21 protein-coding genes are annotated in these 21,887 nt (G+C 73.5%); 8 read left to right on the top strand and 13 right to left on the bottom strand.

Going from position 1 to position 21,887, the window contains the following annotated elements:
- The first annotated feature begins 60 nt into the window (after positions 1 to 60).
- The gene (locus ACFLFB_RS01045; RefSeq protein ID WP_392543851.1) at positions 61 to 1,404 is read left to right on the top strand and encodes a serine hydrolase domain-containing protein; all 1,344 of its coding nucleotides are present in this window, start codon (positions 61 to 63) and stop codon (positions 1,402 to 1,404) included.
- 11 nt (positions 1,405 to 1,415) lie between these two features.
- On the opposite strand, the gene ACFLFB_RS01040 is transcribed toward ACFLFB_RS01045, so the two are convergent.
- From ACFLFB_RS01040 to adh, 4 genes are all read right to left on the bottom strand, one after another.
- Positions 1,416 to 3,344: a hypothetical protein gene (locus ACFLFB_RS01040; protein ID WP_392543850.1), complete on the bottom strand. Its 1,929-nt coding sequence runs from the start codon at positions 3,342 to 3,344 to the stop codon at positions 1,416 to 1,418.
- A 48-nt stretch (positions 3,345 to 3,392) separates the two neighbouring features.
- Positions 3,393 to 4,325: a DUF2510 domain-containing protein gene (locus ACFLFB_RS01035; RefSeq protein ID WP_392543849.1), complete on the bottom strand. Its 933-nt coding sequence runs from the start codon at positions 4,323 to 4,325 to the stop codon at positions 3,393 to 3,395.
- A gap of 84 nt (positions 4,326 to 4,409) precedes the next feature.
- A complete protein-coding gene (locus ACFLFB_RS01030; RefSeq protein WP_392543848.1) occupies positions 4,410 to 4,799 on the bottom strand; it encodes a DUF779 domain-containing protein in 390 nt (129 codons plus the stop codon).
- A 4-nt stretch (positions 4,800 to 4,803) separates the two neighbouring features.
- Complete coding sequence (adh, locus tag ACFLFB_RS01025) at positions 4,804 to 6,327, bottom strand: aldehyde dehydrogenase (protein ID WP_392543847.1); 1,524 nt, start codon at positions 6,325 to 6,327, stop codon at positions 4,804 to 4,806.
- 143 nt (positions 6,328 to 6,470) lie between these two features.
- Here adh and ACFLFB_RS01020 point away from each other — a divergent pair, with 143 nt between their 5' ends.
- A complete protein-coding gene (locus ACFLFB_RS01020; RefSeq protein WP_392543846.1) occupies positions 6,471 to 6,935 on the top strand; it encodes a hypothetical protein in 465 nt (154 codons plus the stop codon).
- 11 nt (positions 6,936 to 6,946) lie between these two features.
- Here the strand turns inward: ACFLFB_RS01020 and ACFLFB_RS01015 are convergent, their stop codons facing one another.
- The 5 genes from ACFLFB_RS01015 to ACFLFB_RS00995 all read right to left on the bottom strand — a co-directional run bounded on the left by ACFLFB_RS01015 (position 6,947) and on the right by ACFLFB_RS00995 (position 12,116).
- A complete protein-coding gene (locus tag ACFLFB_RS01015; RefSeq protein ID WP_392543845.1) occupies positions 6,947 to 8,224 on the bottom strand; it encodes a GAF domain-containing protein in 1,278 nt (425 codons plus the stop codon).
- A 159-nt stretch (positions 8,225 to 8,383) separates the two neighbouring features.
- A complete protein-coding gene (locus ACFLFB_RS01010; protein ID WP_392543844.1) occupies positions 8,384 to 8,701 on the bottom strand; it encodes an SHOCT domain-containing protein in 318 nt (105 codons plus the stop codon).
- 138 nt (positions 8,702 to 8,839) lie between these two features.
- Positions 8,840 to 9,517, bottom strand: a complete 678-nt coding sequence (locus ACFLFB_RS01005; RefSeq protein WP_392543843.1) for a response regulator — start codon at positions 9,515 to 9,517, stop codon at positions 8,840 to 8,842.
- A complete protein-coding gene (locus ACFLFB_RS01000; protein ID WP_392543842.1) occupies positions 9,514 to 10,617 on the bottom strand; it encodes a sensor histidine kinase in 1,104 nt (367 codons plus the stop codon). Before ACFLFB_RS01000 ends, ACFLFB_RS01005 begins: the two co-directional genes overlap by 4 nt.
- Positions 10,618 to 10,778: 161 nt before the next feature.
- Positions 10,779 to 12,116: a 6-phospho-beta-glucosidase gene (locus tag ACFLFB_RS00995; protein WP_392543841.1), complete on the bottom strand. Its 1,338-nt coding sequence runs from the start codon at positions 12,114 to 12,116 to the stop codon at positions 10,779 to 10,781.
- A gap of 179 nt (positions 12,117 to 12,295) precedes the next feature.
- Here ACFLFB_RS00995 and ACFLFB_RS00990 point away from each other — a divergent pair, with 179 nt between their 5' ends.
- The gene (locus ACFLFB_RS00990; protein WP_392543840.1) at positions 12,296 to 13,456 is read left to right on the top strand and encodes a carbohydrate kinase family protein; all 1,161 of its coding nucleotides are present in this window, start codon (positions 12,296 to 12,298) and stop codon (positions 13,454 to 13,456) included.
- A 13-nt stretch (positions 13,457 to 13,469) separates the two neighbouring features.
- Here ACFLFB_RS00990 and ACFLFB_RS00985 read toward each other — a convergent pair whose 3' ends face one another.
- A complete protein-coding gene (locus ACFLFB_RS00985) occupies positions 13,470 to 15,182 on the bottom strand; it encodes an alpha/beta hydrolase (protein ID WP_392543839.1) in 1,713 nt (570 codons plus the stop codon).
- 120 nt (positions 15,183 to 15,302) lie between these two features.
- On the opposite strand from ACFLFB_RS00985, the gene ACFLFB_RS00980 reads away from it, so the two are divergent.
- Positions 15,303 to 15,623, top strand: coding sequence for a GNAT family N-acetyltransferase (locus ACFLFB_RS00980; RefSeq protein WP_392543838.1), 321 nt, complete (start codon positions 15,303 to 15,305; stop codon positions 15,621 to 15,623).
- Positions 15,624 to 15,679: 56 nt separating this feature from the next.
- A complete protein-coding gene (locus tag ACFLFB_RS00975; protein WP_392543837.1) occupies positions 15,680 to 16,195 on the top strand; it encodes a metallophosphoesterase family protein in 516 nt (171 codons plus the stop codon).
- Positions 16,196 to 16,296: 101 nt separating this feature from the next.
- Here ACFLFB_RS00975 and ACFLFB_RS00970 read toward each other — a convergent pair whose 3' ends face one another.
- Positions 16,297 to 16,926, bottom strand: a complete 630-nt coding sequence (locus ACFLFB_RS00970; protein WP_392543836.1) for a peroxiredoxin — start codon at positions 16,924 to 16,926, stop codon at positions 16,297 to 16,299.
- Positions 16,927 to 17,180: 254 nt separating this feature from the next.
- On the opposite strand from ACFLFB_RS00970, the gene ACFLFB_RS00965 reads away from it, so the two are divergent.
- Complete coding sequence (locus ACFLFB_RS00965) at positions 17,181 to 17,558, top strand: hypothetical protein (RefSeq protein WP_392543835.1); 378 nt, start codon at positions 17,181 to 17,183, stop codon at positions 17,556 to 17,558.
- A 16-nt stretch (positions 17,559 to 17,574) separates the two neighbouring features.
- Here ACFLFB_RS00965 and ACFLFB_RS00960 read toward each other — a convergent pair whose 3' ends face one another.
- The gene (locus tag ACFLFB_RS00960; RefSeq protein ID WP_392543834.1) at positions 17,575 to 18,477 is read right to left on the bottom strand and encodes a cation diffusion facilitator family transporter; all 903 of its coding nucleotides are present in this window, start codon (positions 18,475 to 18,477) and stop codon (positions 17,575 to 17,577) included.
- Between the two features lie 29 nt (positions 18,478 to 18,506).
- A complete protein-coding gene (locus tag ACFLFB_RS00955) occupies positions 18,507 to 18,806 on the bottom strand; it encodes a hypothetical protein (RefSeq protein ID WP_392543833.1) in 300 nt (99 codons plus the stop codon).
- 37 nt (positions 18,807 to 18,843) lie between these two features.
- Between ACFLFB_RS00955 and ACFLFB_RS00950 the strand changes: the two genes are divergently transcribed.
- Both ACFLFB_RS00950 and ACFLFB_RS00945 read left to right on the top strand, forming a co-directional pair.
- The gene (locus ACFLFB_RS00950; protein WP_392543832.1) at positions 18,844 to 19,308 is read left to right on the top strand and encodes a VOC family protein; all 465 of its coding nucleotides are present in this window, start codon (positions 18,844 to 18,846) and stop codon (positions 19,306 to 19,308) included.
- A gap of 148 nt (positions 19,309 to 19,456) precedes the next feature.
- A complete protein-coding gene (locus tag ACFLFB_RS00945) occupies positions 19,457 to 21,835 on the top strand; it encodes an ATP-binding cassette domain-containing protein (protein ID WP_392543831.1) in 2,379 nt (792 codons plus the stop codon).
- Positions 21,836 to 21,887: the final 52 nt, after the last annotated feature.

The raw sequence follows: 21,887 nt of genomic DNA, 5'->3' as shown, positions 1-21,887 counted from the left end.
CGCGCCCGGACTTGGGCGAGGCCGTGGCCACCCCGCCACGCTCGCGGTACCGTCCCGCCCATGCGCGTCTTCTTCCGGGCCGTCGGGGTGCTGCTCGTCCTGCTCATCGCCGCCGGCATCGGGGGGTACTTCTACGCCAAGCCGCTGCTGCTCACGGGCACCGGCTACGCCGCCCACAACGCGTGCGCCGTCACCCTCGTCGCCGGGCGCGACGACCCGGACACCGACCTTCCGCCCAACCCCCTCGTGCCCTACCTCACCGGGTACGTCAACGAGGCCGGCAAGTCGGCCACGTCGCAGGTCCTGCTGACCCTGGCCACCCAGAAGGCCTGGTACACGAAGGGATTCGGCTGCACGGTCGGCGCCGACCGGCCCAACCTCGGCAGCGCGACGAAGATCGAGGCCGACCTCAACCCGCTGTCCGCCGCACCGGCGCCGGAGACCACCCCGGAGGTGCAGGCCGCCATCGGCCGCGCGTTCGGCGACGAGCTCGGCTCGGCCCAGCAGCGCGCCCTCGGCACGCGCGCGGTCGTCGTCCTCAAGGACGGGCAGCTCGTCGGCGAGCGCTACGCAACGGGCTTCACGCAGACCACCCCGCAGCTCGGCTGGTCGATGGCCAAGAGCGTGACGAACCTGATGGTGGGGCGCTACGTCCTCGACGGCCGCGTCAAGGTCGACGACGCCGAGCTGCGCCCCGAGTGGACCGACGCGCGCAAGAGCATCACCGTCGACCAGCTCATGCGGATGACGAGCGGGCTCACCTGGGACGAGACGTACGCCCTCGGCACCCCCATCACCCAGATGCTCTACGCCGAGGACGACATGGCCGGGTACGCCGCGTCGCAGAAGCTGGCCCACCAGCCGGGGACCTACCAGCAGTACTCCAGCGGCTCGACCAACGTGCTGTGCTCGGTGCTGTCCGAGCTCCCCGACGTCGCCGACTCCGACTTCCCCCGCCGCGACCTGTTCGCCCGCCTCGGCCTGGCCACGGCCACGTGGGAGGTCGACGGCAAGGGCACCCCCGTGTGCAGCTCGTACCTGTGGGCGACCCCGCGCGAGTGGGCGACCATCGGCCAGTTCGCGCTGCAGGACGGCGTCTGGGCCGACGAGCGGCTCCTCCCCGAGGGCTGGATGGCGCAGTCGACCACGGCGACGCCGGTCAACCGCTCCGAGGAGGCGGGCTACGCGGCCGGGTGGTGGGTCAACCGGCAGGCCAACGGCAGGCTCGTCGCCCCCGAGCTGCCCGAGGACGCCTACTGGGCGCAGGGCCACGACGGCCAGCGGCTCTACGTCGTGCCCTCGCAGCGGCTCGTCGTCGTGCGGCTCGGCTTCACACCCGAGGCCGACGACATCCGCACCGACCGGCTCGTCGCCGACATCATCAAGGCCACGCCGGCGGGCTGACCTGCGGCGGCTCAGCCGTCGAGGAGGAAGCGGTGGTACACCTGCACCGAGTCGTAGGTGACCTTGCCCCGGGCGTCGCGCAGCACGATCCGCAGCTCGGGGTACTCGCCGCCGGTGTCCATGGTCAGCGCCGTGACCCTGCGGCCCTTGGTCGGCACGACCAGCGACCGGGGCACGCCGTCGGTGGTGGTCGCGACGAGCTGGACGCTCGCGGCCTTCGGGTGCAGCACGAGGAACCTGCTGACGCCGGGGCGGACGTCGACGCCCTGGACGAAGGAGGGGGTGTCGAGCAGGTCCTGCGGGACGAGGACCACGAGGTCGAGCGGCGCCACCGACACCTCGTCGCGGTAGATGTTCGAGCGGAGGACGGCGCCGTCCGGGGTCGTGGTGAGGAGGCAGACCACGCTCGCGGTGCCCTTCGACCCGACCCGTTGGTCGTCGAAGAACCCGGTCGGCACCGGCTCCTCGAAGAGCACCCTGGTCGCCAGGTCGTCCGCGGGGATGCCCGTCGAGGCCGCGACGAACGCCTCGATCCCCTCGGCCGGCGGCACGTCGCCGCGCATGATCGCGTCGAAGACCCCGTAGGCGGCGTTCGTCGTGACCACGGGTCCGTCGAGGTTGCCCAGCCGCGCCCGGAGCCCGGGCGGCACGCGCCCCTCGACCACCGTGGCGGACACCCCGCCCGTCAGGGGGAGCGGGGTCCAGGTCCGCAACAGGTCGCCTGAGGGGGTGGGCGTGACCACGCGGGAGTAGCTGGCCTCACGGTTCGAGGGGTGGCCGAGGACGACGAGCAGCGTGCGCGCCGTGTTCTCCTCCGGACCGTCGGGCACGGCCACCGCCACGGCGTCGGTGGCGGCCAGGTAGCCGTTCTGGATCCCGAGCTCGTCGAGGCTCGCCGGCTCGGTGCCCCGGCGCCCGCTGAACACCCGCAGCGTGGCCTCCGGCTCGGAGGAGGCGCCGCCCGCTCCCGACCAGACGACCACGAGGCGGCGCGTGCCGAGGTCCCCCGCCCAGAGGATGCGGTCCCCGATCCGCGTCCGGCGGGAGACGAACGCCCGCAGCGACGGGTCGCCGGCGAGCGGGCCGCGGGCCGGCCACTGCGACATCGTGAACCAGACGCGGTCGCTCGGGCCGGGGACCGGCGGCGCGGCCACCCGGGCGACCGGCTCGTCCCGCAGCGCGACGGCCGCTCCGACCCCCGCGACCGTGGCGACGACGGCGCCGCCGAGGACGACGGTGCGCCGGCGGACGCGTCGGGCGCGGGCCACGACGAGGGCGGCCGGGTCGGGCGGGTCCGTTGCTCCGCGGAGCACGACGTCGACCGCGTGAGCGAGGTCGTCGTCGAAGCGCCACGAGGACGCGGGACCGTCCTCGTCGTCGCGAGCGGCCTCGTGCGCCGTCCGCAGCCCGGCGCGCAGGGCGCGGTCGCGCTCGCGCAGCTCGACCGGGGGCAGGTCGAGCAGGTGGGCGACCTCGTCGGGGTGGGCGTCCCAGACCTGCGCCCCCGCGAGGAGGGCGCGGTCGAGGGGGTCGAGGCTGCCCAGGTGCGCGACGAGCGCGGCGATGACGGGGTCGGCCTCGGTGGAGCCGGGGTCGTCGGGGTGGCTGCCACCAACCTCCCACGGTGCCGGCGCGTCGTCATCGAGGGCGGTGGTGGTGGCCTCCGGGGTGGAGGGGTCGGGACGGGCCGACCGGCGGAACCGCCGCGTGGCCGAGGGCGTGGCCCGGGCCACGGCGGTGGCGAGGACGAGGCGCCGGGCGCGCTCGACCGGCCGGCCCTCCTCCGAGGTCGCCGTCCACTCGCTGCGCAGCCGGGCGAGCGCCTCGGCCGTGACGGCGCGGGCCACCTCGGGATCGAGCACGACGAGGCGCGCGGCCGGCTCGAGGTCCCCCCACCGGACGCGGACGAAGTCGTCGAAGACGTCGACGGTGGTCGTCACCGGTTCAGCATCGCATCCGCGGGCCGGAGCGTCAGTGACCCGTTGGGGTCAGAACGCGGTGGTGACGGTGCCCTGCGTCGCGTCGCCGATGTCGCCGAAGAACGGCACGCACTGCACGGCGACGGTCCCGCCCGCCTCGGCCGACTCCGAGGAGCACACGGTCTCGGTGGTGCCGCCGTCGGTGGTCGGGAACGAGACGGTGAAGAAGACGGGGATGCCGTCCTCGCTCAGCTGGGCCGTCATGTCCTTGATCTGGGCGGTCTCGACGCCGAGGGCGCCCTGCTTGGTCAGGGTCCAGCCGTCCTGGATCTGCGCCCGCGGGACCTCGAAGCCCTTCCCGACGGTGATGGTGATCTTCTCGCCCATCCCCTCGGTCGGGAAGCCGGACGGGAGGTCCGAGGGGAGGTCGGACGGGAAGTCGGTGGGGAAGTTCGACGGGAACGAGTCGCGGACGTCGTCGACGGCGCGGTTGAAGAAGAAGATGCCCGCGACGACCACGCCGATGAGCACGATGACGCCCACGACCACGGCGATGAGGCAGCCCTTGAGCAGGCCGCTCGAGCCGGACTTCTGCGGGGGCTGCCAGCCGGCGCCGGGGTCGCCCGGGGAGCCGTAGCCGGTCTGCGGGTACCCGGCCTGCGGGTAGGCGGTGGGGTAGGTGGGCTGCGGGGCGGCGCCGTACGGGTTGGTGGCGTACGGGTCGGGCGCGGCGGCGGCCGGGGGCGTGGCGGGCAGCGCCTGGGTGGACTGGACGTCCATCGCCTGGGTGTGGCCGTCATCCGGGGAGGAGGAGGACCCGGTGTCGGAGGCCGAGGAGGTGCCGACGCTCGACGCCCAGGAGGGGGCGGGCGGCGGGGCCGTGGGGTCGGACATCGCCGGGGCGCGGAACTGCTCGGTCCACTGCGAACCGTCCCAGAAGCGCTCACGGCCGTCGGGCTGAAGGTGCCATCCGGGTGGTGCCGACATCTCGTCCTCCTGCATCGTCGTCGCCGCGAGCCTAGACGGTGCGCGGTGGACGGCGCGGAGGGTTGTGCCACGCGCCGTCCACCGGGTCAGAGGGGACGCTCAGTCGTCCGGTTCCAGCACGGCGAGCTCGGGTTCGGTGAGCATCCGGCTGCGGATGATGAAGCGCACCCCCTCCGGGGCCTCCACCGAGAAGCCGGCGCCGCGCCCCGGGACGACGTCGATGGTCAGGTGGGTGAAGCGCCAGTAGGCGAACTGCGACACCGACATGTGGACCGGGACGGCCCGGTCGAGGCCGACGTCGAGGTCGCCGAGGTGCACGTCGGCCTCGCTGATGATGAAGTCGCCGTCGGGGTAGCACATGGGCGCGGAGCCGTCGCAGCAGCCGCCGGACTGGTGGAACATCAGGGGGCCGTGGACGCCGGTGAGGCGGCGGACGAGGGCCGCCGCCCCATCGGTGACGTCGACCCGCGTCGGGGTCGTGGTGTCCATCGGTCTAGAAGAAGCCGAGGGCGTTGGGGCTGTAGCTGACGAGCAGGTTCTTCGTCTGCTGGTAGTGGTCGAGCATCATCTTGTGGGTCTCGCGCCCGATGCCGCTCTGCTTGTAGCCGCCGAAGGCCGCGTGCGCCGGGTACGCGTGGTAGTTGTTCGTCCACACGCGGCCGGCCTTGATCTCGCGGCCGGCCCGGTAGGCGCGGTTGCCGTCGCGGCTCCACACCCCGGCGCCGAGGCCGTAGAGGGTGTCGTTGGCGATCTTGAGGGCGTCGGCCTCGTCGGCGAAGCGGGTCACCGAGACGACCGGGCCGAAGATCTCCTCCTGGAAGATCCGCATGCTGTTGTCGCCCTCGAACACCGTGGGCTGCACGTAGAAGCCACCGCTGAGGTCGCCGCCGAGGTCGGCGCGTGAACCGCCGGTGAGGACCTTGGCGCCCTCCTGCTTGCCGATGTCGATGTAGCTGAGGATCTTCTCGAGCTGGTCGTTGCTCGCCTGGGCGCCGATCATCGTGTCGGTGTCCAGCGGGTTGCCCTGGACGATCTTCTCCACGCGGGCCACGGCGTCACCGAGGAAGCTGTCGTAGATCGACTCCTGGATGAGGGCGCGGCTCGGGCAGGTGCAAACCTCGCCCTGGTTGAGGGCGAACATCGCGAAGCCCTCGAGTGCCTTGTCGTAGAAGGCGTCCGGCTCGCTCGCCACGTCCTCGAAGAAGATGTTGGGGCTCTTGCCGCCGAGCTCGAGGGTGACCGGGATGAGGTTCTGGCTGGCGTACTGCATGATCAGCCGCCCGGTCGTCGTCTCGCCGGTGAAGGCGATCTTGGCGATGCGGGGGCTGCTGGCCAGGGGCTTGCCGGCCTCGACGCCGAAGCCGTTGACGATGTTGAGGACGCCGTCGGGCAGGAGGTCGCCGACGAGCTCGATGACCTTGAGGATCGACCAGGGGGTCTGCTCGGCCGGCTTGAGGACGACGCAGTTCCCGGCGGCGATCGCGGGGGCCAGCTTCCACACCGCCATGAGGATCGGGAAGTTCCAGGGGATGATCTGGCCGACCACGCCGAGCGGCTCGTGGATGTGGTACGCCACGGTGTCGGCGTCGATCTCACCGATCGAACCCTCCTGTGCGCGAAGGGCGCCCGCGAAGTAGCGGAAGTGGTCGACGGCCAGCGCGAGGTCGGCGGCGATGGACTCGCGGACCGGCTTGCCGTTGTCCCACGTCTCGGCGACGGCGAGGTCCTGGAGGTTGGCCTCCATCCGGTCGGCGATCTTCAGCAGGATGCCGGACCGCTCGCCGACGCTCGTGCGTCCCCACGCCTCGGCCGCACCGTGCGCGGCGTCCAGCGCGAGCTCGATGTCCTCGGCCGTACCGCGCGCGATCTGCGTGAACACGCGCCCGGTCACCGGCGTGACGTTGTCGAAGTACTCGCCGCGCACCGGGGCCACCCACTGGCCGCCGATCCAGTTGTCGTAGCGGTCCTTGACGGTGACGTTGCTGCCCTCGGTGCCGGGCTGTGCGAACACGGTCATCGCGATCTCCCTTGATCTCGTGCGAATCCGTCCGATGACGGTTGCGCAGACCGTAGGGAGGGCAACGTTGCAACCACGCTGCACACCTCGTCGTCGGGGGCGGTCGTCGGCTCACCGCGACCGCCCCACCGCATACTGGGGCGATGGGGCGCTTCTACCAGGACGAGCTGGGGTCCAGCCTCGGTCCGGGGGCGGCACCGTCGCCCGCGACCGGTGCGGCAGCGGCGGCTGCGCCGCCCCAGCGGGTCCCGGCCGCTGCCGTGCCCGGTCGCACCAAGGCCACCTTCCTCCACCTGCTCGTGCCGATCGGTGGTCCGGTCGGGCTCGCCATCAGCGTCGTCGTCGGCCTGTTCGCCGGGCGCGACCCGAGGCCGCTCGTCAGCGGCACCGAGCGGGCGATCCTGCGGTTCGTCGCCCAGCTCGTCGTGCTCCTCGTCGTGGGCGTGACCCTCACCCTCGCGGAGCAGAAGCAGTGGGCGATCGCCACCTTCTCCGTGATGGCGGGCGCCTACCTCTTCCTCCCGGTCGTCGCGGCGGTCTGGACGTACGCGACCGGCCGGGTCTTCCGCTACCCGCTCTGGGACCTGGTGCGCCGACCGCGGCGCTGACCGGTTGAGCCTCAGGCGTCGTGGGTGTCGAGGAGGCGGGCGGCCTCGGACTCGGCGACCTGGCGGAGCGGTGAGGTGGCGGGAAGCGTCTCGGCCTGGCGCTCCCACATCTCGAGATCGCCTGCGCCCCAGCGCGACCGGGTCCAGCCGACCATGAGGTCTGGTTCACCGGAGTGGAGGACAGCAGTGCGGACCTGCGTCTCGAGGACATGGCGCAGCTCCTCGACGAGCGGCGACTCGGAGCCGGGGAGGAGCGGGCCCTTGTACGCCTGGAGGGCGTCGCGGACCCGACCGCCGGCGATGAGGGCGGCGGCGCTGCGCCAGTCGGACTCGGTGTCGGCGACCACCCGGTAGGGGCGGGAGGCGAGGACGTCGGGCCCGAGCAGGGTGCGCAGCCTGGTCATCTCGGCGCGGATCGTCGAGGAGTTCACGCGACCGGCGTAGACGCGGGCCTCCAGCTCCTCGGCGGTGAGGCCGGCCGGGTGCTCGAGGAGGGCGACGAGGATCTCGCTGTGCCGGCGGCTCAGCCGGTGGGTGCGCCCGCCCACCTCCGCCACGGCCTCGGGCAGGCCGAGGGCGCGCAGGCGCAGCAGTCCGGCGGAGTCGGGGAGGCCGTACCCCGTGCCGGGCGGGGCCAGCGTCGTGCCGGTGAGGGCGAGGCGCGCGAGCTCGGACTCGGCCATCCGGGCCGCGGCACGGATCATCGCCAGGCTCTGCGGCGAGGCGACGTCGGGGCCGCCGGTGATGTCGACGACGCCGAGGACGCGGCTCGTCGTCGGGTCGTGGATGGGGGCGGCGGCGCAGCTCCACGGGTGGACGAGGCGGTTGTAGTGCTCGCCGGCGTGGACGGCGACCGGGGCGTTGAGGTGCAGGGCCATCCCGGGGGCGTTGGTGCCGGCACCGGGCTCGCTCCACACCGAGCCCTCGACGAAGTTGATCGTCTCGGCCTTGCGCAGCACCCGCGGCGGGCCGCACACCCACAGGAGCCGGCCGTCGACGTCCCCCACGGCCATCACCGAGTCGCAGTCGACGGCGGCGCGGCCGAGGACGTCGTAGAGCAGGGGGAAGACGTGCGAGAGGGCGTGGGTGGCGCGGTAGTCGGCGAGCCCGGCGGTGTCGAGGACGACGGGAGCCAGGTGGCCCTCCGGGTCGACCCCGGCGGCCGAGGACCGCAGCCACGACTCGGCGACGACCGACCGGATCCCGCCGGCGGAGGTGGACGAGGGCGCGGCCGCGTGACCCCGGTGCCCGCCGTAGGGGCCCGGTCGCGTCGTCGCGCCGCTCGTCACGCGCACCAGTAGACGGGGCGGCTTCTTCCCTGTGCAACGGGCTGTCCAACCCGCCGCGCCGAGCGGCCGGGTCGGCCGGGTGAGCGGCGCAGGTCGAGAGGCCACGACGCGCTGACGGATCGCCGTGGCGGTCAGCGTGGCGTGGCCTCTTGACGGGGGTCAGGCGCCGTTGGGCGGTGAGGCGCGCAGCACCTCGAGCCGGGCCCGGTACTCCTGCTCGTCGATGTCGCCCGAGGCGAAGCGCGAGGCGAGCGTCTGCTCGGCGCTCGGCCCGCGGTGGAAGCCCGGCCGTCCCGGACCACCGGGCCCGCCCGGACCCCACGGCCCGCCCCAGCGGCGCCACACGAGCGTGCGGACCAGGACCGCCACGAGGACCCAGAAGACGATGAAGCCGAACGGGAAGAACAGGAACCACCAGTGGAAGCCGCCGTCGGCGTACGGCCCGGGGTGGCTGGCGAGTGCGGTCAGCGCGGTCATGTCGCGTCCTCTCGGTGCAGGGCGACCGGCTCTCGGTCACACCACCACCGTCGCTCCGCCGTCCCTGCGCCCGCGTCGGCCACGGGGAGACACCTCGCGTACTCCCGCGGGAGCAGCCGACCCCGATGCGGGTCGGGGTCAGGCCATCCAGCCGGGCCGGACCAGGCCGCTCTCGTAGGCGAGGACGACGAGCTGGGCCCGGTCGCGCGCCCCCACCTTGACCATGGCCCGGCTCACGTGGGTCTTGGCCGTCGCCGGCGAGAGGAACAGCCGCCCGGCGATCTCGTCGTTGGTCAGGCCCTCCCCGACGAGCGCGACGACCTCCCGTTCCCGCTCGGTCAGCGCCTCCAGTGCCTTGACCTGCTCCACCGGCGGTCGGCGCGACGCCCCGCCCGCGGCCACGTGCTCGACGAGGCGGCGGGTCACCGACGGCGACAGCGCGGCATCACCGGCGGCGACGCGGCGGATGGCGGTGAGCAGGTCGGCGGGCTCGAGGTCCTTGAGGAGGAAACCGCTCGCCCCGACCCGCAGCGCCTCGAAGACGTACTCGTCGAGCTCGAAGGTCGTGAGGACGAGGACCCGCACCTCCGTCAGCGCCGGGTCCGCGCAGATCTCCTCGGTCGCCGAGAGCCCGTCGCGGCCCGGCATCCGGATGTCCATGAGGACGACGTCGGGGCCGGTCTCGCGGACCACCGCGACCGCGGCGTCGCCGGCCCCGGCCTCGCCCACGACCTCGAGGTCGGGCTCTCCGTCGAGGATCATCCGGAAGCCGGCGCGCAGCAGCGGCTGGTCGTCCACGAGCACGACGCGGGTCACGGGCGGCCTTCCTCGCGGTCGTCGAGCGGGAACGTGGCGAGGACGCGCCAGCCGCCGGTCGCGCGCGGGCCGGCCTCGAGGCGACCACCGACGGCGGCCACCCGCTCCTGCATCCCGACGAGCCCGGTGCCCGAGCGGTCGTCGGGGTCGGAGGGCGGACGGGCCACCACCCCGGGAGCGCCGTGGTCCTCCACCACCACCTCGACCCCGGAACCGCTGCGGTGCACCGTGATCCGGGCACTCGAGGCCCCGGAGTGCTGGCGCACGTTGGTCATCGCCTCCTGCACGACGCGGTACGCCGCGGCATCGACCGCCGACGGCAGCGGGACGACGTCGTCGGCGACATCGAGGGTCCAGCCGAAGCCCGGGTCGGCGGCGACGAGGGCCTCGAGGTCGGACACGCCGGGGGCGGGGCGGGTCGCGGCCTCCGACGACGGGTCGCGCAGGGCGTCGAGGACGCGCCGCACCTCGGCGAGCGCACGCTGCGACTCGGCGCGCACGGTCGTCAGCGCCAGGCGGGCGTTCTCGGGGTCGCGGTCGAGGGTGTGCAGCGCCGCGCCCGCCTGCACCGAGATCAGCGTGAGGGAGTGGCCGACCGAGTCGTGGAGGTCGCGCGCCACGGCCATCCGCTCGTCGACCCGGCGGCGGTCCTCGCGGGAGCGCCGGACCTCACGCAGCCGCACGAACCGCTCGCGCCGCCGGCGGACGCCCTCCACGACGAGCGCGGCGATCGGCGCGGCCACCACCGGCCCCAGCGGGTACCCGAGGAGCGCGTACGCGGTGGACGCCGCGGTCGCGACCGCGAGGGGGACGAGCGGGAAGCGGTAGAGGGTGACGATGGCCAGGGGGCCGACGAGGAGCAGGAGCAGGCCCAGCCACCCGACGCTCTCGCCCTGCAGGTGCGCGCGCCCCAGCGACCCACCCACCTGGAAGACCCCGGCGAGGATGCCGAGGGGCACCGCCGGCATCCAGGCCGGGCCACTGCGGCGCGGTCCCCACGGTCCCGGTGGCCCCGACGCCCACGGGCCGGGGCCCCAGGTGCCGTGCGCGGCACGGGGCGCGCCGGGCGGACCCCAGTCACCCTCGCGCCACCGGTCCATGGCGACGACGGTAGCCCGCGCGGCCGCCGCCCACGACCCTCACCGGGAGTACCCGCCGCTGCGCCCACCGACGTACGCGCGGGCGGTCCCGGCGCCGAACCTCCGTCGTGGCACCCGATGTCGGGCGGCGAACCGGAGGTTCGGTGCCGGGCCCCGTGGGGTCAGCGACGGAAGAGGGCGTCGACCTCGGGGATCCGGGCGCGGTACCCGGCCAGCAGCTCGCGCGCCACCGTCACCGAGTCCACGAGCGGATGGAGCGCGAACGCCTGCACCGCGACCCGCTCGGACCCGGTGAGCGCCGCCTCGATGACGAGCCGCTCCACCGCCTTGACCTGCTGAACCAGCCCCAGCGGCTGCCCCAGGAACGGCGCGACGGGCAGGGGTCGCGGCCCGGCACCGTCGACCTCGCACGGCACCTCGACCACGGCGTCGTCCGGCAGCCCGGCCACCGTCCCGTCGTTGCGCACGTCGAGGATGAGGGAGGCCGGCTCCCCCCGCGAGATGGCCGCCATGATGGCGAGCGCCACCTCCTCGTACCCGCCGCCCTGCACCTCGTCCTCGCCGCGCTCCTCGTCGTCACCACGGGCCTCGGCCATGTAGGTGGCGTTGCGCTGCAACCGAACCCGGTCCCACTCGGCATGCGCGTCCTCGGCCCCCGCGAGCCGCGCGTAGAAGTCGCGCTGCTGCTCCAGGAGGTACTCACCCCGGGTCTGTCGCGCCGCCGTGATGGAGCGGACCGCGTCGCGGGTGAAGTCGTAGTAGTAGAGATACTCGTTGGGGACCATGCCCAGGGTGCGGACCCACTCGAGCCCGAAGAGGTGCCCCTCCTCCATCGAGCCGAGGAGGGTGTCGTCGGCGAGCAGGTCGGGGAGGACGTCACGCCCCTCGTGGTGCAGGCCGCGCAGCCAGCCGAGGTGGTTGAGCCCGACGTAGTCCACCATGGTCGCCGCCGGATCCAGCCCGAGCGTGGCAGCAGCCCTGCGCGCCAACCCGATCGGGCTGTCGCAGATGCCGACGACCCGGTCGCCGAGCACGGCCTGCATCGCCTCGGTGATCATCCCGGCGGGGTTGGTGAAGTTGATGACCCAGGCATCCGGGGCCAGCGCCGCGACCCGCTCGGCCACGCGCACCGCGACCGGCACGGTGCGCAGCCCGTACGACAGCCCGCCCGGCCCGGTGGTCTCCTGGCCGAGGAGCCCGAGGTCGAGCGCGACCCGCTCGTCGGCGGTCCGGCCCTCGAGCCCGCCCACCCGGATCGCGCTGAAGACGAAGTCCGCGCCGGCCAGGGCCTCGTCGAGCGACGTCGTGGTGTGGACCCGTGGCGGGTCGGGGTAGCGCGCCGCCATCACGTCGAGGACCCGCCGGATGGAGGCCAGCCGGCCTTCGTCGAGGTCGTGGAGCCACACCTCGTCGACCCGGCGCTCGTGGGTGTCGGCGAGCAGCGCGCCGTACACCAGGGGGGTCCGGAAGCCGCCTCCCCCGAGGAGGGCCAGCCTCATCGGAGGTCACCACCGTTCGCCCGGCCCGCCGCCATGGCCGCAGCGTAGCCCCGGAGCTCCGGGGCCACGCCCGGGCCGAGCCACCCGCCACACCGGCCGGTCCACCCCGAGGTGGATGACGCGGTGGGTCGCCGACGGGCATCCTTGACCCCCAGCCCCGACGAAGGGAGGTGCGACCGGTGACCAGCCAGACCTTCGACCCGCTCGCTGCCCTGCGACGCGACGGCGACCCCGAGGTCGACGTCTTCGTCTGGGGGACGGTCTTCCTCGACATCATCATGACCGGGCTGCAGCGTCTGCCCGACGGTGGCCAGGAGGTCTGGGCCGAGGGGATGGGCTCGTGCCCGGGCGGCATCGCCAACCTCGCCGTCGCCGCCCGGCGGCTCGGGCTGCGGACCTCGCTCGCCGCCGCCTTCGGCGACGACGCGTACGGGGACTTCTGCTGGGACACCCTCGCCGAGGAGGAGCACGTCGACCTCAGCCGGTCGCGCCGGTTCGACGGGTGGCACTCCCCGGTCACCGTCTCGATGGCGATGGCCCGCGACCGCTGGATGGTCAGCCACGGGCACCCACCGCCCGTCGGGCCGACCGACCTCATCGGCGACCCACCCCGCGCCCGGGCGGTGATGGCCGAGCTCGCCCCCGACCGGCCGCTCATCGGCACCGACGCCCCCACCTGGGTCGAGAAGGCCAGGGACGCAGGGGCGCTGGTCTTCGCCGACGTCGGCTGGGACCCGTCCGACACGTGGCCGCGCGAGGTCCTCGACCAGCTCGCCGTCTGCGACGCGTTCCTGCCCAACGCCGTGGAGGCGATGGCCTACACGCGCACCTCGTCCCCGAGCGACGCCCTCTACGCCCTCGCCGACCTCGTGCCCCTGGCCGTGGTGACCAACGGCGAGGAGGGGGCGCTCGCCATCGACTCCTCCACCGGGGAGGAGGCCTCGGTCCCGGCGCTGCGGGTCACGGCGCTCGACCCCACCGGGGCCGGCGACGTCTTCGGTGCGGCCGTGGTGGTGGGCACCCTCGCGGGCTGGCCCCTGCAGCAGCGACTCTCGCTGGCGGCGCTGTCCTCGGCCCTGGCGGTCCAGCACTTCGGGGGGTCCCTGGCGGCGCCGGGGTGGGGCGACATCGCCGACTGGTGGAAGCACCAGCGGGTCGCCACCGTCGACGACTCCTACCACCGGTCGTTGCGGCGGCGGTACGCCTTCCTCGACGACCTCGTCGGCGACGTCCCGGCGGGCCTCGGCCGCCGGGCCACCGCGACCATCGCCCGGCACGTCGACGTCGAGGGCTTCCCGGCGGCGCCGCCGGCCGCGCCGCCCGCGATCCCGCCCGACTGAGGGCCCGCCCCCGTCAGCCGCGGCGGTTCAGCGCGGCGAGGATGGCCGCCTGACGCTCCGGGGTCCAGTTCGGCGGCTCGGTGACGGCGGCCCAGGCGCGCAGGTTCGACTCGTACGAGTACTGGTGGCCGTAGCCGTCGGGCACGGCTCCGGCGCCGGGCATGTCGAGCAGGACCTGCCACATCGTCACGACGGGGAACCACCCCATCCGCTCGGAGACGTCCGGGCCGCGCTCGTCGTCGGCCAGCCACGACGGCCGCTCGAAGGCGAGGTCGGTGGAGAAGAAGCTCACGGGGTCGGAGGCGTGCTGGAGGTAGACGACCCGCGTCGGCCCCCACGGCCCGGGCGTCTGCTGCGGGGCGCCGTGCTCGTCCATGAAGCGCACGGTCCGGCCGCCCTCGTAGACCGGCAGGGTCGCGCTCGACCCCGGGTCGCGGCCGGCGACGAGGCGGGCGTGGAGGTCGTTGACGAACGGTGGCCCCACCATCAGGGCGCCGTCGACCGAGGCGTTGAGGATGTTCACCGACGACAGGACGCCCTCGACGCCCTTCGCCCCGAGGGACAGCCCGTAGAGGTAGAGCCGCGGGCGCTGGGTGGCGGGCAGGGTGGCCCAGTAGTCGCGGACCGTCTCGAAGACCACGCGCGAGGACTCGACGACCGCCTCCTGGTCGGCGAGCAGCGAGATCCAGCTCGGCAGGTACGAGTACTGCACGCCGGCGATGGCGGTGTCACCGTTCCACGCGTACTCGAGGGAGTTGGTGGCGTGCCGGTCGAGCAGCCCCATCCCGGTGGTGGTGGCGATGACGAGCACCTTGCGGTCGAAGGCACCGGTCCGCTTCAGCTCGGCGAGGATGAGGTCGGCGCGCCCCTGGACGGTCGGGGCGGACTGCAGCCCGGCGAAGACCCGGATCGGCTGCTTGGCCCCGACCCCGTTGACCTCCTCGAGCTGCGCCACCGTGGGCCCACCCCGCACGAACACCCGTCCGTAGCGCCCCAGGCCCTCCCACCTCGCCAGTGACCCGGCCGTCCCCGAGCGCTCCGGGACCGAGGGGCGCGCGGTGCTGTAGGTCCCGATGGTGTCCTGCGGCGCGAAGGTCGCGTTGGCCCCGGCGAAGAATCCGCGGACGATGACGCCGGTCCACAGCCCCCAGAACACCGTGACGAGCAGCAGGATCCCGAGCACGAGGGAGAGCCGCGGCGGAAGGCGGCGGGCCAGTGAACGGACGGTGCGGCGCGCGAGCAGCCGGATGCCCCGGCCCAGGAAGAGCAGCGCCGTGGACAGCAGCAGGGTGACGACGACGATGACCGGCCAGATCGTCGGCGACGTCGGCTCCATCCCGAAGGTGCGGCGGATGTCGTTCTGCCAGCCCACGAGCCGCCACGCGTTGAGGACGGCGCCGAGCAGTCCCAGCCCGACGAGGACGGTGATGAGGACGGTGCGCACCCGGCCGCGCAGGCCCGGGATGCCGAGATAGTCCCAGAGGGCGTGGGCGCCTGCGCCGAACCCGTACCCCACCGCCACGGTGACCCCCGAGACGACACCCTGCAGCCAGCCCGCGCGCGGCAGCAGCGAGGGGACCAGCGAGGCGGCGAACGCCCAGGTCGCGCAGGTGAGCCCCACCCCGCTCAGGGCCCGGTCGAAGACGTGCTCCGCGCGCCCCAGGACGGGCAGCCACGTGCTCGCCCGCACGCGCGCGGTGGCCGAGTCGACGAAGGCGAGGGTCACGCCTCACCACTGTAGGCGGCGGTCCTGTTCCCGCCGATGGGGATTCGCCCCCACCGGACCCCGAGACCACCCCGGCCGGGACCTCGCTCGGGTGAGAGGCTGGGTCCAGGAGGTGGTCGCATGGCCGGTGACGCCAGTGTCGTCGTGACGCTGAACGAGGACGAGAACCGCTGGGAGGCACGGGTTGACGGCGAGCTCGCCGGGTTCGCGGCCTTCCACCGCACGCACGAGCTGGTGGTGTTCACGCACACCGAGGTCGACCCGGCGTTCGAGGGCAGGGGTGTCGGCGGCGCGTTGGCCCGGCACGCGCTCGACGAGGTCCGCGCCGAGGGCACCCACCAGGTGATGCCGCTGTGCCCCTTCATCAAGGCGTGGATCGGGCGGCACCCCGACTACATCCCGCTCGTCTACGGCGCGGCTCCGCGGCCCGCGGCCGACTGACCGGGCGCGGGTCGTCCCGTGCCACCGGGCGGATCCCCCGTGCGAGGGTGGAGCGCATGAGCAGCGACGGCACGAGCGTCCTCGTCATCTCCGACACCCACGTGCCCCTGCGCGCCCGCGACCTGCCCGCCGCGGTGTGGGAGGAGGTCGAGCGCGCGGACCTCGTCGTCCACGCCGGCGACTGGGTCGACGTCCACCTGCTCGACCGGCTCGAGGCCCGCAGCCGCCGCCTGCTCGCCTGCTGGGGCAACAACGACGGCCCGGCCTTCCGCGAGCGCCTCCCCGAGGTCGCCCGCGAGACCGTGGAAAGCGTGCGGCTGGCCGTCGTCCACGAGACCGGCGCCAAGCAGGGGCGCGACGAGCGGATGCGCGCCGAGTACCCCGACACCGACCTGCTCGTCTTCGGGCACAGCCACATCCCGTGGGACACCGCCCACGAGGGGCTGCGCCTGCTCAACCCCGGCTCGCCCACCGACCGGCGGCGCGAGCCCCACTGCACCTACGTCACCCTGCGGCTGGCCGACGGTGCGGTCGAGGACGTCGTCCTCCACCGCCTCCCGCCCCGCACCTGACGCGCGGCCCCACCGTCCGGGGACCGACGAAGCCGGCCGCCGCGCCCCGGAGGGCGACGCGGCGACCGGCTCCTTGGGTGTCTGCCCGGTCTACCGGCCGGTCAGGCCGGCGCGTCGGCGAAGCGCAGGTAGGGCTTCACCTCGTCGACGTTCTTGAAGCGCTCGCGCGCGTCCTCGGTCGAGACGGTCGGGGCGACGATGACGCGCTCGCCCGGGACCCACTCGGCCGGGGTGGAGATCGGTGCACCGTCGGTGGCCTGGAGGGCGTCGAGGGCGCGGAGGATCTCGGAGAAGTTGCGGCCCACCGACTTCGGGTAGGTGATGGTGAGGCGCACCTTGTTCGACGGGTCGATGAGGAAGACCGAGCGCACCGTGGAGGTGTCGCCGGCGTTGGGGTGGATCATGTCGTAGGCCTGCGAGACCGAGCGGTCCTGGTCGCCGACGATGGGGAACTCGACGGGGGTGCCGCCGACCTCCGCGATGTCCGGGATCCAGCGGGCGTGGTCCTCGACCGAGTCGACGGAGACCGCGATCGGCTTGGCGTTGCGCGCCGCGAACTCACCGGACAGCGCGGCGGTGCGGCCGAGCTCGGTGGTGCAGACGGGCGTGAAGTCCGCGGGGTGGGAGAACAGGACGGCCCAGGCGCCGTCCTTCCACTCGTGGAAGGTGATGGGGCCGGCGGTCGTGTCGGCGGTGAAGTCGGGCGCGGTGTCGCCGAGACGGATGCTCACAGGATCACTCCTCGTTGGGATAACGGTTAGTTGACGTTATCGGAGGGAGCGATCGGGCGTCTCGCCCTGCCCGCATGGTGGGCAACGCTACGAGGGGGGTGCTCGCGCTGGCGGCCCCGTCCACCCCTCGGCGGCCTGCGTCCGGGCACCGAACCTCGGTGCGGGCGCCCGATCTCGGGCGGCGTGAGCGAGGTTCGGTGCCCGGAGTCCGTCTGGGACCCAACCTCCGAGCGGGTCCGGTGCGTTCACCTGGTGTGAGGACCCTCGCCACTGCCGCCGCCCTCGTCGCCCTCGTCGGGGGATGCGCCGCGCCCTCCTCCGAGGACGCGGCCACCGCCCCCGCCACGGCCTCGCCCTCCGCGAGCCCGGACCCGGTGCGGGCCTGCACCCGCCAGGTGACCTACTGGGTCGGCGAGACCCTGCGCGCCGCGCCGGACCAGGGGTTCGACTACCAGCACATGGGCCTGTCCGGCGCCACGTACGAGGTCGTGCGCCGCCTCACCGACGAGGCCCGCGCCGCCCTCGGCACGGAGGCCGACCGCGAGGCCCTCGTGGCGCGGCGGGCGCTCGAGGAGTGCCGCCTCCTCGAGGCCGCGGCGCCCGGCCCGGGAAACGGCACCGGCTGGCCCTGAGTCCCGACGCAGGCGTCTACCAGTCGGCGCCGGAGCAGTGCGCCTGGTCGCGCGACTCGACCTGGATCGTCGCGTGCGCGATGCCGAACCGCTCGCGCAGCAGCTCGGTGGAGACGGCGAGGACGTCGGCCGCGGCCTCACCACCGGCGACCAGGTGCACGGTCGCCACGTTCATCCCCGACGTCAGGGTCCACACGTGGAGGTCGTGCACGTCGGTCACACCGTCGACGCCGGTGAGGGCGGTGACCAGCTCGGTCGGCTCGATCCCGTGCGGCGCGTGCTGCCCGAGGACCGCCACCACCTCGCGCCCCAGCATCACGGCCCGCACCGCCACGAACACGGCGATGGCGAGCGCGACCACGGTGTCCCACACCGCGTTCCCCGTGCCGGCGACGAGCAGGGCCGCGACGACGACGCCCACCGAGCCGAGCGTGTCGGCGACGACCTCCAGGTAGGCGCCCCTGACGTTGAGGCTCTCGCCCGCTCCGCCGCGCAGGAGCAGCAGCGCCGCGAGGTTGACCACCAGCCCGAGCCCGCCGACGAGCAGCATCGTCCCCGAGGCGACGTCGGGCCGGGCCCCCATCCGGCCGACGGCCTCGACGACGATGTAGACCGACACCCCCAGCATCAGGAGCACGGCCAACCCGGAGGCGAACACCTCGGCGCGGTACGAGCCGAAGGTGCGGCGGCCCGTGGGGTCTGGTCTGGTCGCGATCCGCGTGGCCACCAGGGCGGCGCCGAGGGTGGCGACGTCGGCGGCCATGTGACCCGCGTCCGACAGCAGCGCCAGCGACCCGGACACCAGGCCCGCCACGAGCTCGACCCCGAAGAACCCGGCGACGAGGACGAAGGCGACCGCCAGGCGCCAGCGGTGCCGCCCCCCGGCGTGCGCCTCGACGTGTCCGTGCCCGTGACCCATGACGACCTCTCGTGGACCTGCCCTGGATCTCAGCGTAGGTCAGCGGCCCCGACGCTCCTCGACACCCCGGCCGTCACCCGTCGTCGCGCCAGTACGAGATCGGGGCGATGCCGACACCCTCGGCGACGAGAACCCCGGCCGGCCCCGTGGGCGACCTCGACGTACTCGACGACGTCGTCGGCGTCGTAGTGGACCGAGAAGGGCGGATGCGCGTCGTGGTACCACGCGACGCCACCGTCGGTCACCGGCTCACCCACCGCGGCGACGACGTCGGCGCGCCGGGCGCCGATGCGGACGTCGGGCAGGCCCTCCCCGGGGATGATCTCCATCGCCCGATCCTTGCCCTTGCCGGGTCAGGATGGGGGCATGAGCACCGGAGAGCAGGAGCGGCGGGTCCACCAGCTGCGCGTCGTCGTCGAGGCCGCCGACTACGACGAGGCCGTGCGGTTCTACCGCGACGTCCTCGGGATGCCCGAGGCCATGGCGTTCGCCGAGGGCGGGGACGACCGCGTCGTCATCCTCGAGGCCGGTCGCGCGACGCTCGAGATCGCGAGCCCCACGCACAAGCGCGTCATCGACGAGGTCGAGGCGAGTGGGAGGCCGAGCCCGCGCATCCGGCTCGCGTTCGAGGTCGACGACTCGGCGGCCACGACCGACGCCGCGGTCGAGGCCGGCGCCGGTCTCGTGGCGGCTCCGGTCCTCACGCCGTGGCTCAGCCTCAACTCGCGCGTCGACGCCCCGGCCGACCTCCAGATCACCCTGTTCCAGGAGACCACCGACGCGCAGGAGCGCTCCTGGACAGCCGGGTTCGGCACCGACGACACCCACTGACCGGACGGGGCGCCCGCACCGGTCAGGAACCGAGAAGCGGGCGGTACCGCTGCCCGCTTAGTCTCCGAGCGGTGTCCGAGGCCGCCGCTAGTCTGAACGGGCTGCGACGGGGCCGCGGGCGCGCACCGCATCACGACAGGGAGAGACGATGAGCACGGGCACTTCCACGGGCACCCACGACGCCGACAGCCACGACCTCATCCGGGTCCAGGGCGCGCGCGAGAACAACCTCAAGGACATCAGCGTCGAGCTGCCCAAGCGCCGGCTCACCGTGTTCACCGGGGTGTCCGGGTCGGGCAAGAGCTCGCTCGTCTTCGCCACGATCGCCGCCGAGTCGCAACGGATGATCAACGAGACCTACAGCGCGTTCGTGCAGGGCTTCATGCCCAACCTCGCCCGCCCCGAGGTCGACCACCTCGAGGGCCTCACCACGGCGATCATCGTCGACCAGGAGCGGATGGGCGCCAACCCGCGCTCCACGGTCGGCACCGCCACCGACGCCAACGCCATGCTGCGCATCCTGTTCAGCCGCCTGGGCAAGCCCCACGTCGGGCCGCCCACGGCGTACTCGTTCAACGTCCCCACCCGCAAGGCGAGCGGGGTGATGACCACCGAGAAGGGTGGCCGCACCGAGAAGCGGATCGCCCAGCAGGAGACCTACCTCGGCGGCATGTGCCCGCGGTGCGAGGGCATGGGGCACGTCAGCGACATCGACCGCACCGCGCTGTACGACGACTCCAAGTCGCTCAACGAGGGCGCCCTCACCGTGCCCGGCTACTCGATGGACGGCTGGTACGGCCGGCTGTTCGAGGGCATGGGCCTGCCGATGGACAAGCCCATCGCGTCGTTCACCGCCAAGCAGCTCGACACGATGCTCTTCGCGCCGCCGACCAAGATCAAGGTCGAGGGGATCAACCTCACCTTCGAGGGGATCATCCCGAAGATCCAGAAGTCGATGCTCTCCAAGGACCCCGAGGCGATGCAGCCGCACGTGCGCCGCTTCGTCGAGGCCGCCGTCACCTTCCAGGCCTGCCCCGAGTGCGACGGCACCCGCCTCACCCCGGAGGCCCGCTCCTCGAAGATCAAGGGCAAGAGCATCGCCGACCTGTGCACCATGCAGATCAGCGACCTCGCGGTGTGGGTCCACGAGGTCGACGAGCCCTCGGTGGCACCGCTGCTCCGGGGCCTGCGGCACCTCCTCGACTCCTTCACCGAGATCGGCCTGGGCTACCTGTCGCTGGACCGCCCGGCCGGCACGCTGTCCGGTGGCGAGGCCCAGCGCACGAAGATGATCCGCCACCTCGGCTCCTCCCTCACCGACGTCACCTACGTCTTCGACGAGCCCACCATCGGCCTCCACCCGCACGACATCGAGCGGATGAACCAGCTGCTCCTCCAGCTGCGCGACAAGGGCAACACGGTGCTCGTCGTCGAGCACAAGCCCGAGACCATCGCCATCGCCGACCACGTCGTCGACCTCGGCCCCGGCGCCGGGTCGGGCGGCGGCACGGTCTGCTTCGAGGGGTCGGTCGAGGGCCTGCGCGCCAGCGACACCACCACCGGCCGTCACCTCGACGACCGGGTCACCGTCAAGGAGACGGTGCGCCCGTCCACGGGTGCACTGGAGGTCCGCAAGGCCTCCACCCACAACCTCAAGAAGGTCGATGTCGACCTGCCCCTCGGGGTGCTGCTCGTCGTCACCGGCGTGGCCGGGTCGGGCAAGACCTCGCTCATCCACGGGTCGGTCGCCAAGCGCGAGGGCGTGGTGGTCATCGACCAGGGCGCGATCAAGGGCTCCCGACGCAGCAACCCCGCCACGTACACGGGTCTGCTGGAGCCCATCCGCAAGACCTTCGCCAAGGCCAACGGGGTCAAGCCGGCCCTGTTCAGCTCGAACTCCGAGGGCGCCTGCCCCACGTGCAACGGCGCCGGCGTCGTCTTCACCGACCTCGGCATCATGGCCACCGTCGAGTCCACCTGCGAGGAGTGCGAGGGCCGGCGCTTCCAGGCCGCGGTCCTCGAGTACACGCTCGAGGGGAAGAACATCGCCGAGGTGCTCGCGATGTCGGTCGTCGAGGCCAGGGAGTTCTTCGGCGGCTCCGGCGAGGCGCGCACCCCGGCCGCGCACGCCGTCCTCGAGCGGCTCGACGACGTCGGGCTGGGCTACCTCAGCCTCGGCCAGCCGCTCACCACCCTGTCCGGCGGCGAGCGCCAGCGCCTGAAGCTGGCCAGCCAGATGGCCGAGAAGGGTGACGTCTACGTCCTCGACGAGCCCACCACCGGTCTGCACCTCGCCGACGTCGAGAACCTCCTCGGGCTGCTCGACCGCCTCGTCGACTCCGGCAAGTCGGTCATCGTCATCGAGCACCACCAGGCGGTGATGGCGCACGCCGACTGGATCATCGACCTCGGCCCCGGCGCCGGCCACGACGGCGGCACGGTCGTCTTCGAGGGCACCCCCGCCGAGCTCGTGAAGGCCCGCTCGACCCTCACCGGGGAGCACCTCGCGCAGTACGTCGGGGGCTAGACACGACGACGGAGGAGAGCACCGGCTCTCCTCCACTCCCAAGATATAGCGC

This window comes from Oryzobacter telluris (assembly GCF_043099285.1).
GTDB classification, from domain to species: domain Bacteria; phylum Actinomycetota; class Actinomycetes; order Actinomycetales; family Dermatophilaceae; genus Oryzobacter; species Oryzobacter telluris.
The sequence above is the reverse complement of the archived record's forward strand: the minus strand, read 5'-3'. Positions and strand labels throughout refer to the sequence as shown.

Excerpts from the sequence above, each read along its gene's own strand:
- ACFLFB_RS01045 (WP_392543851.1), top strand. The coding sequence starts at position 61 with ATGCGCGTCTTCTTCCGGGCCGTCGGGGTGCTGCTCGTCCTGCTCATC.
- ACFLFB_RS01035 (WP_392543849.1), bottom strand. The coding sequence starts at position 4,325 with ATGCAGGAGGACGAGATGTCGGCACCACCCGGATGGCACCTTCAGCCC.
- ACFLFB_RS01030 (WP_392543848.1), bottom strand. The coding sequence starts at position 4,799 with ATGGACACCACGACCCCGACGCGGGTCGACGTCACCGATGGGGCGGCG.
- adh (WP_392543847.1), bottom strand. The coding sequence starts at position 6,327 with ATGACCGTGTTCGCACAGCCCGGCACCGAGGGCAGCAACGTCACCGTC.
- ACFLFB_RS01020 (WP_392543846.1), top strand. The coding sequence starts at position 6,471 with ATGGGGCGCTTCTACCAGGACGAGCTGGGGTCCAGCCTCGGTCCGGGG.
- ACFLFB_RS01010 (WP_392543844.1), bottom strand. The coding sequence starts at position 8,701 with ATGACCGCGCTGACCGCACTCGCCAGCCACCCCGGGCCGTACGCCGAC.
- ACFLFB_RS01000 (WP_392543842.1), bottom strand. The coding sequence starts at position 10,617 with ATGGACCGGTGGCGCGAGGGTGACTGGGGTCCGCCCGGCGCGCCCCGT.
- ACFLFB_RS00995 (WP_392543841.1), bottom strand. The coding sequence starts at position 12,116 with ATGAGGCTGGCCCTCCTCGGGGGAGGCGGCTTCCGGACCCCCCTGGTG.
- ACFLFB_RS00980 (WP_392543838.1), top strand. The coding sequence starts at position 15,303 with ATGGCCGGTGACGCCAGTGTCGTCGTGACGCTGAACGAGGACGAGAAC.
- ACFLFB_RS00975 (WP_392543837.1), top strand. The coding sequence starts at position 15,680 with ATGAGCAGCGACGGCACGAGCGTCCTCGTCATCTCCGACACCCACGTG.
- ACFLFB_RS00960 (WP_392543834.1), bottom strand. The coding sequence starts at position 18,477 with ATGGGTCACGGGCACGGACACGTCGAGGCGCACGCCGGGGGGCGGCAC.
- ACFLFB_RS00955 (WP_392543833.1), bottom strand. The coding sequence starts at position 18,806 with ATGGAGATCATCCCCGGGGAGGGCCTGCCCGACGTCCGCATCGGCGCC.
- ACFLFB_RS00950 (WP_392543832.1), top strand. The coding sequence starts at position 18,844 with ATGAGCACCGGAGAGCAGGAGCGGCGGGTCCACCAGCTGCGCGTCGTC.
- ACFLFB_RS00945 (WP_392543831.1), top strand. The coding sequence starts at position 19,457 with ATGAGCACGGGCACTTCCACGGGCACCCACGACGCCGACAGCCACGAC.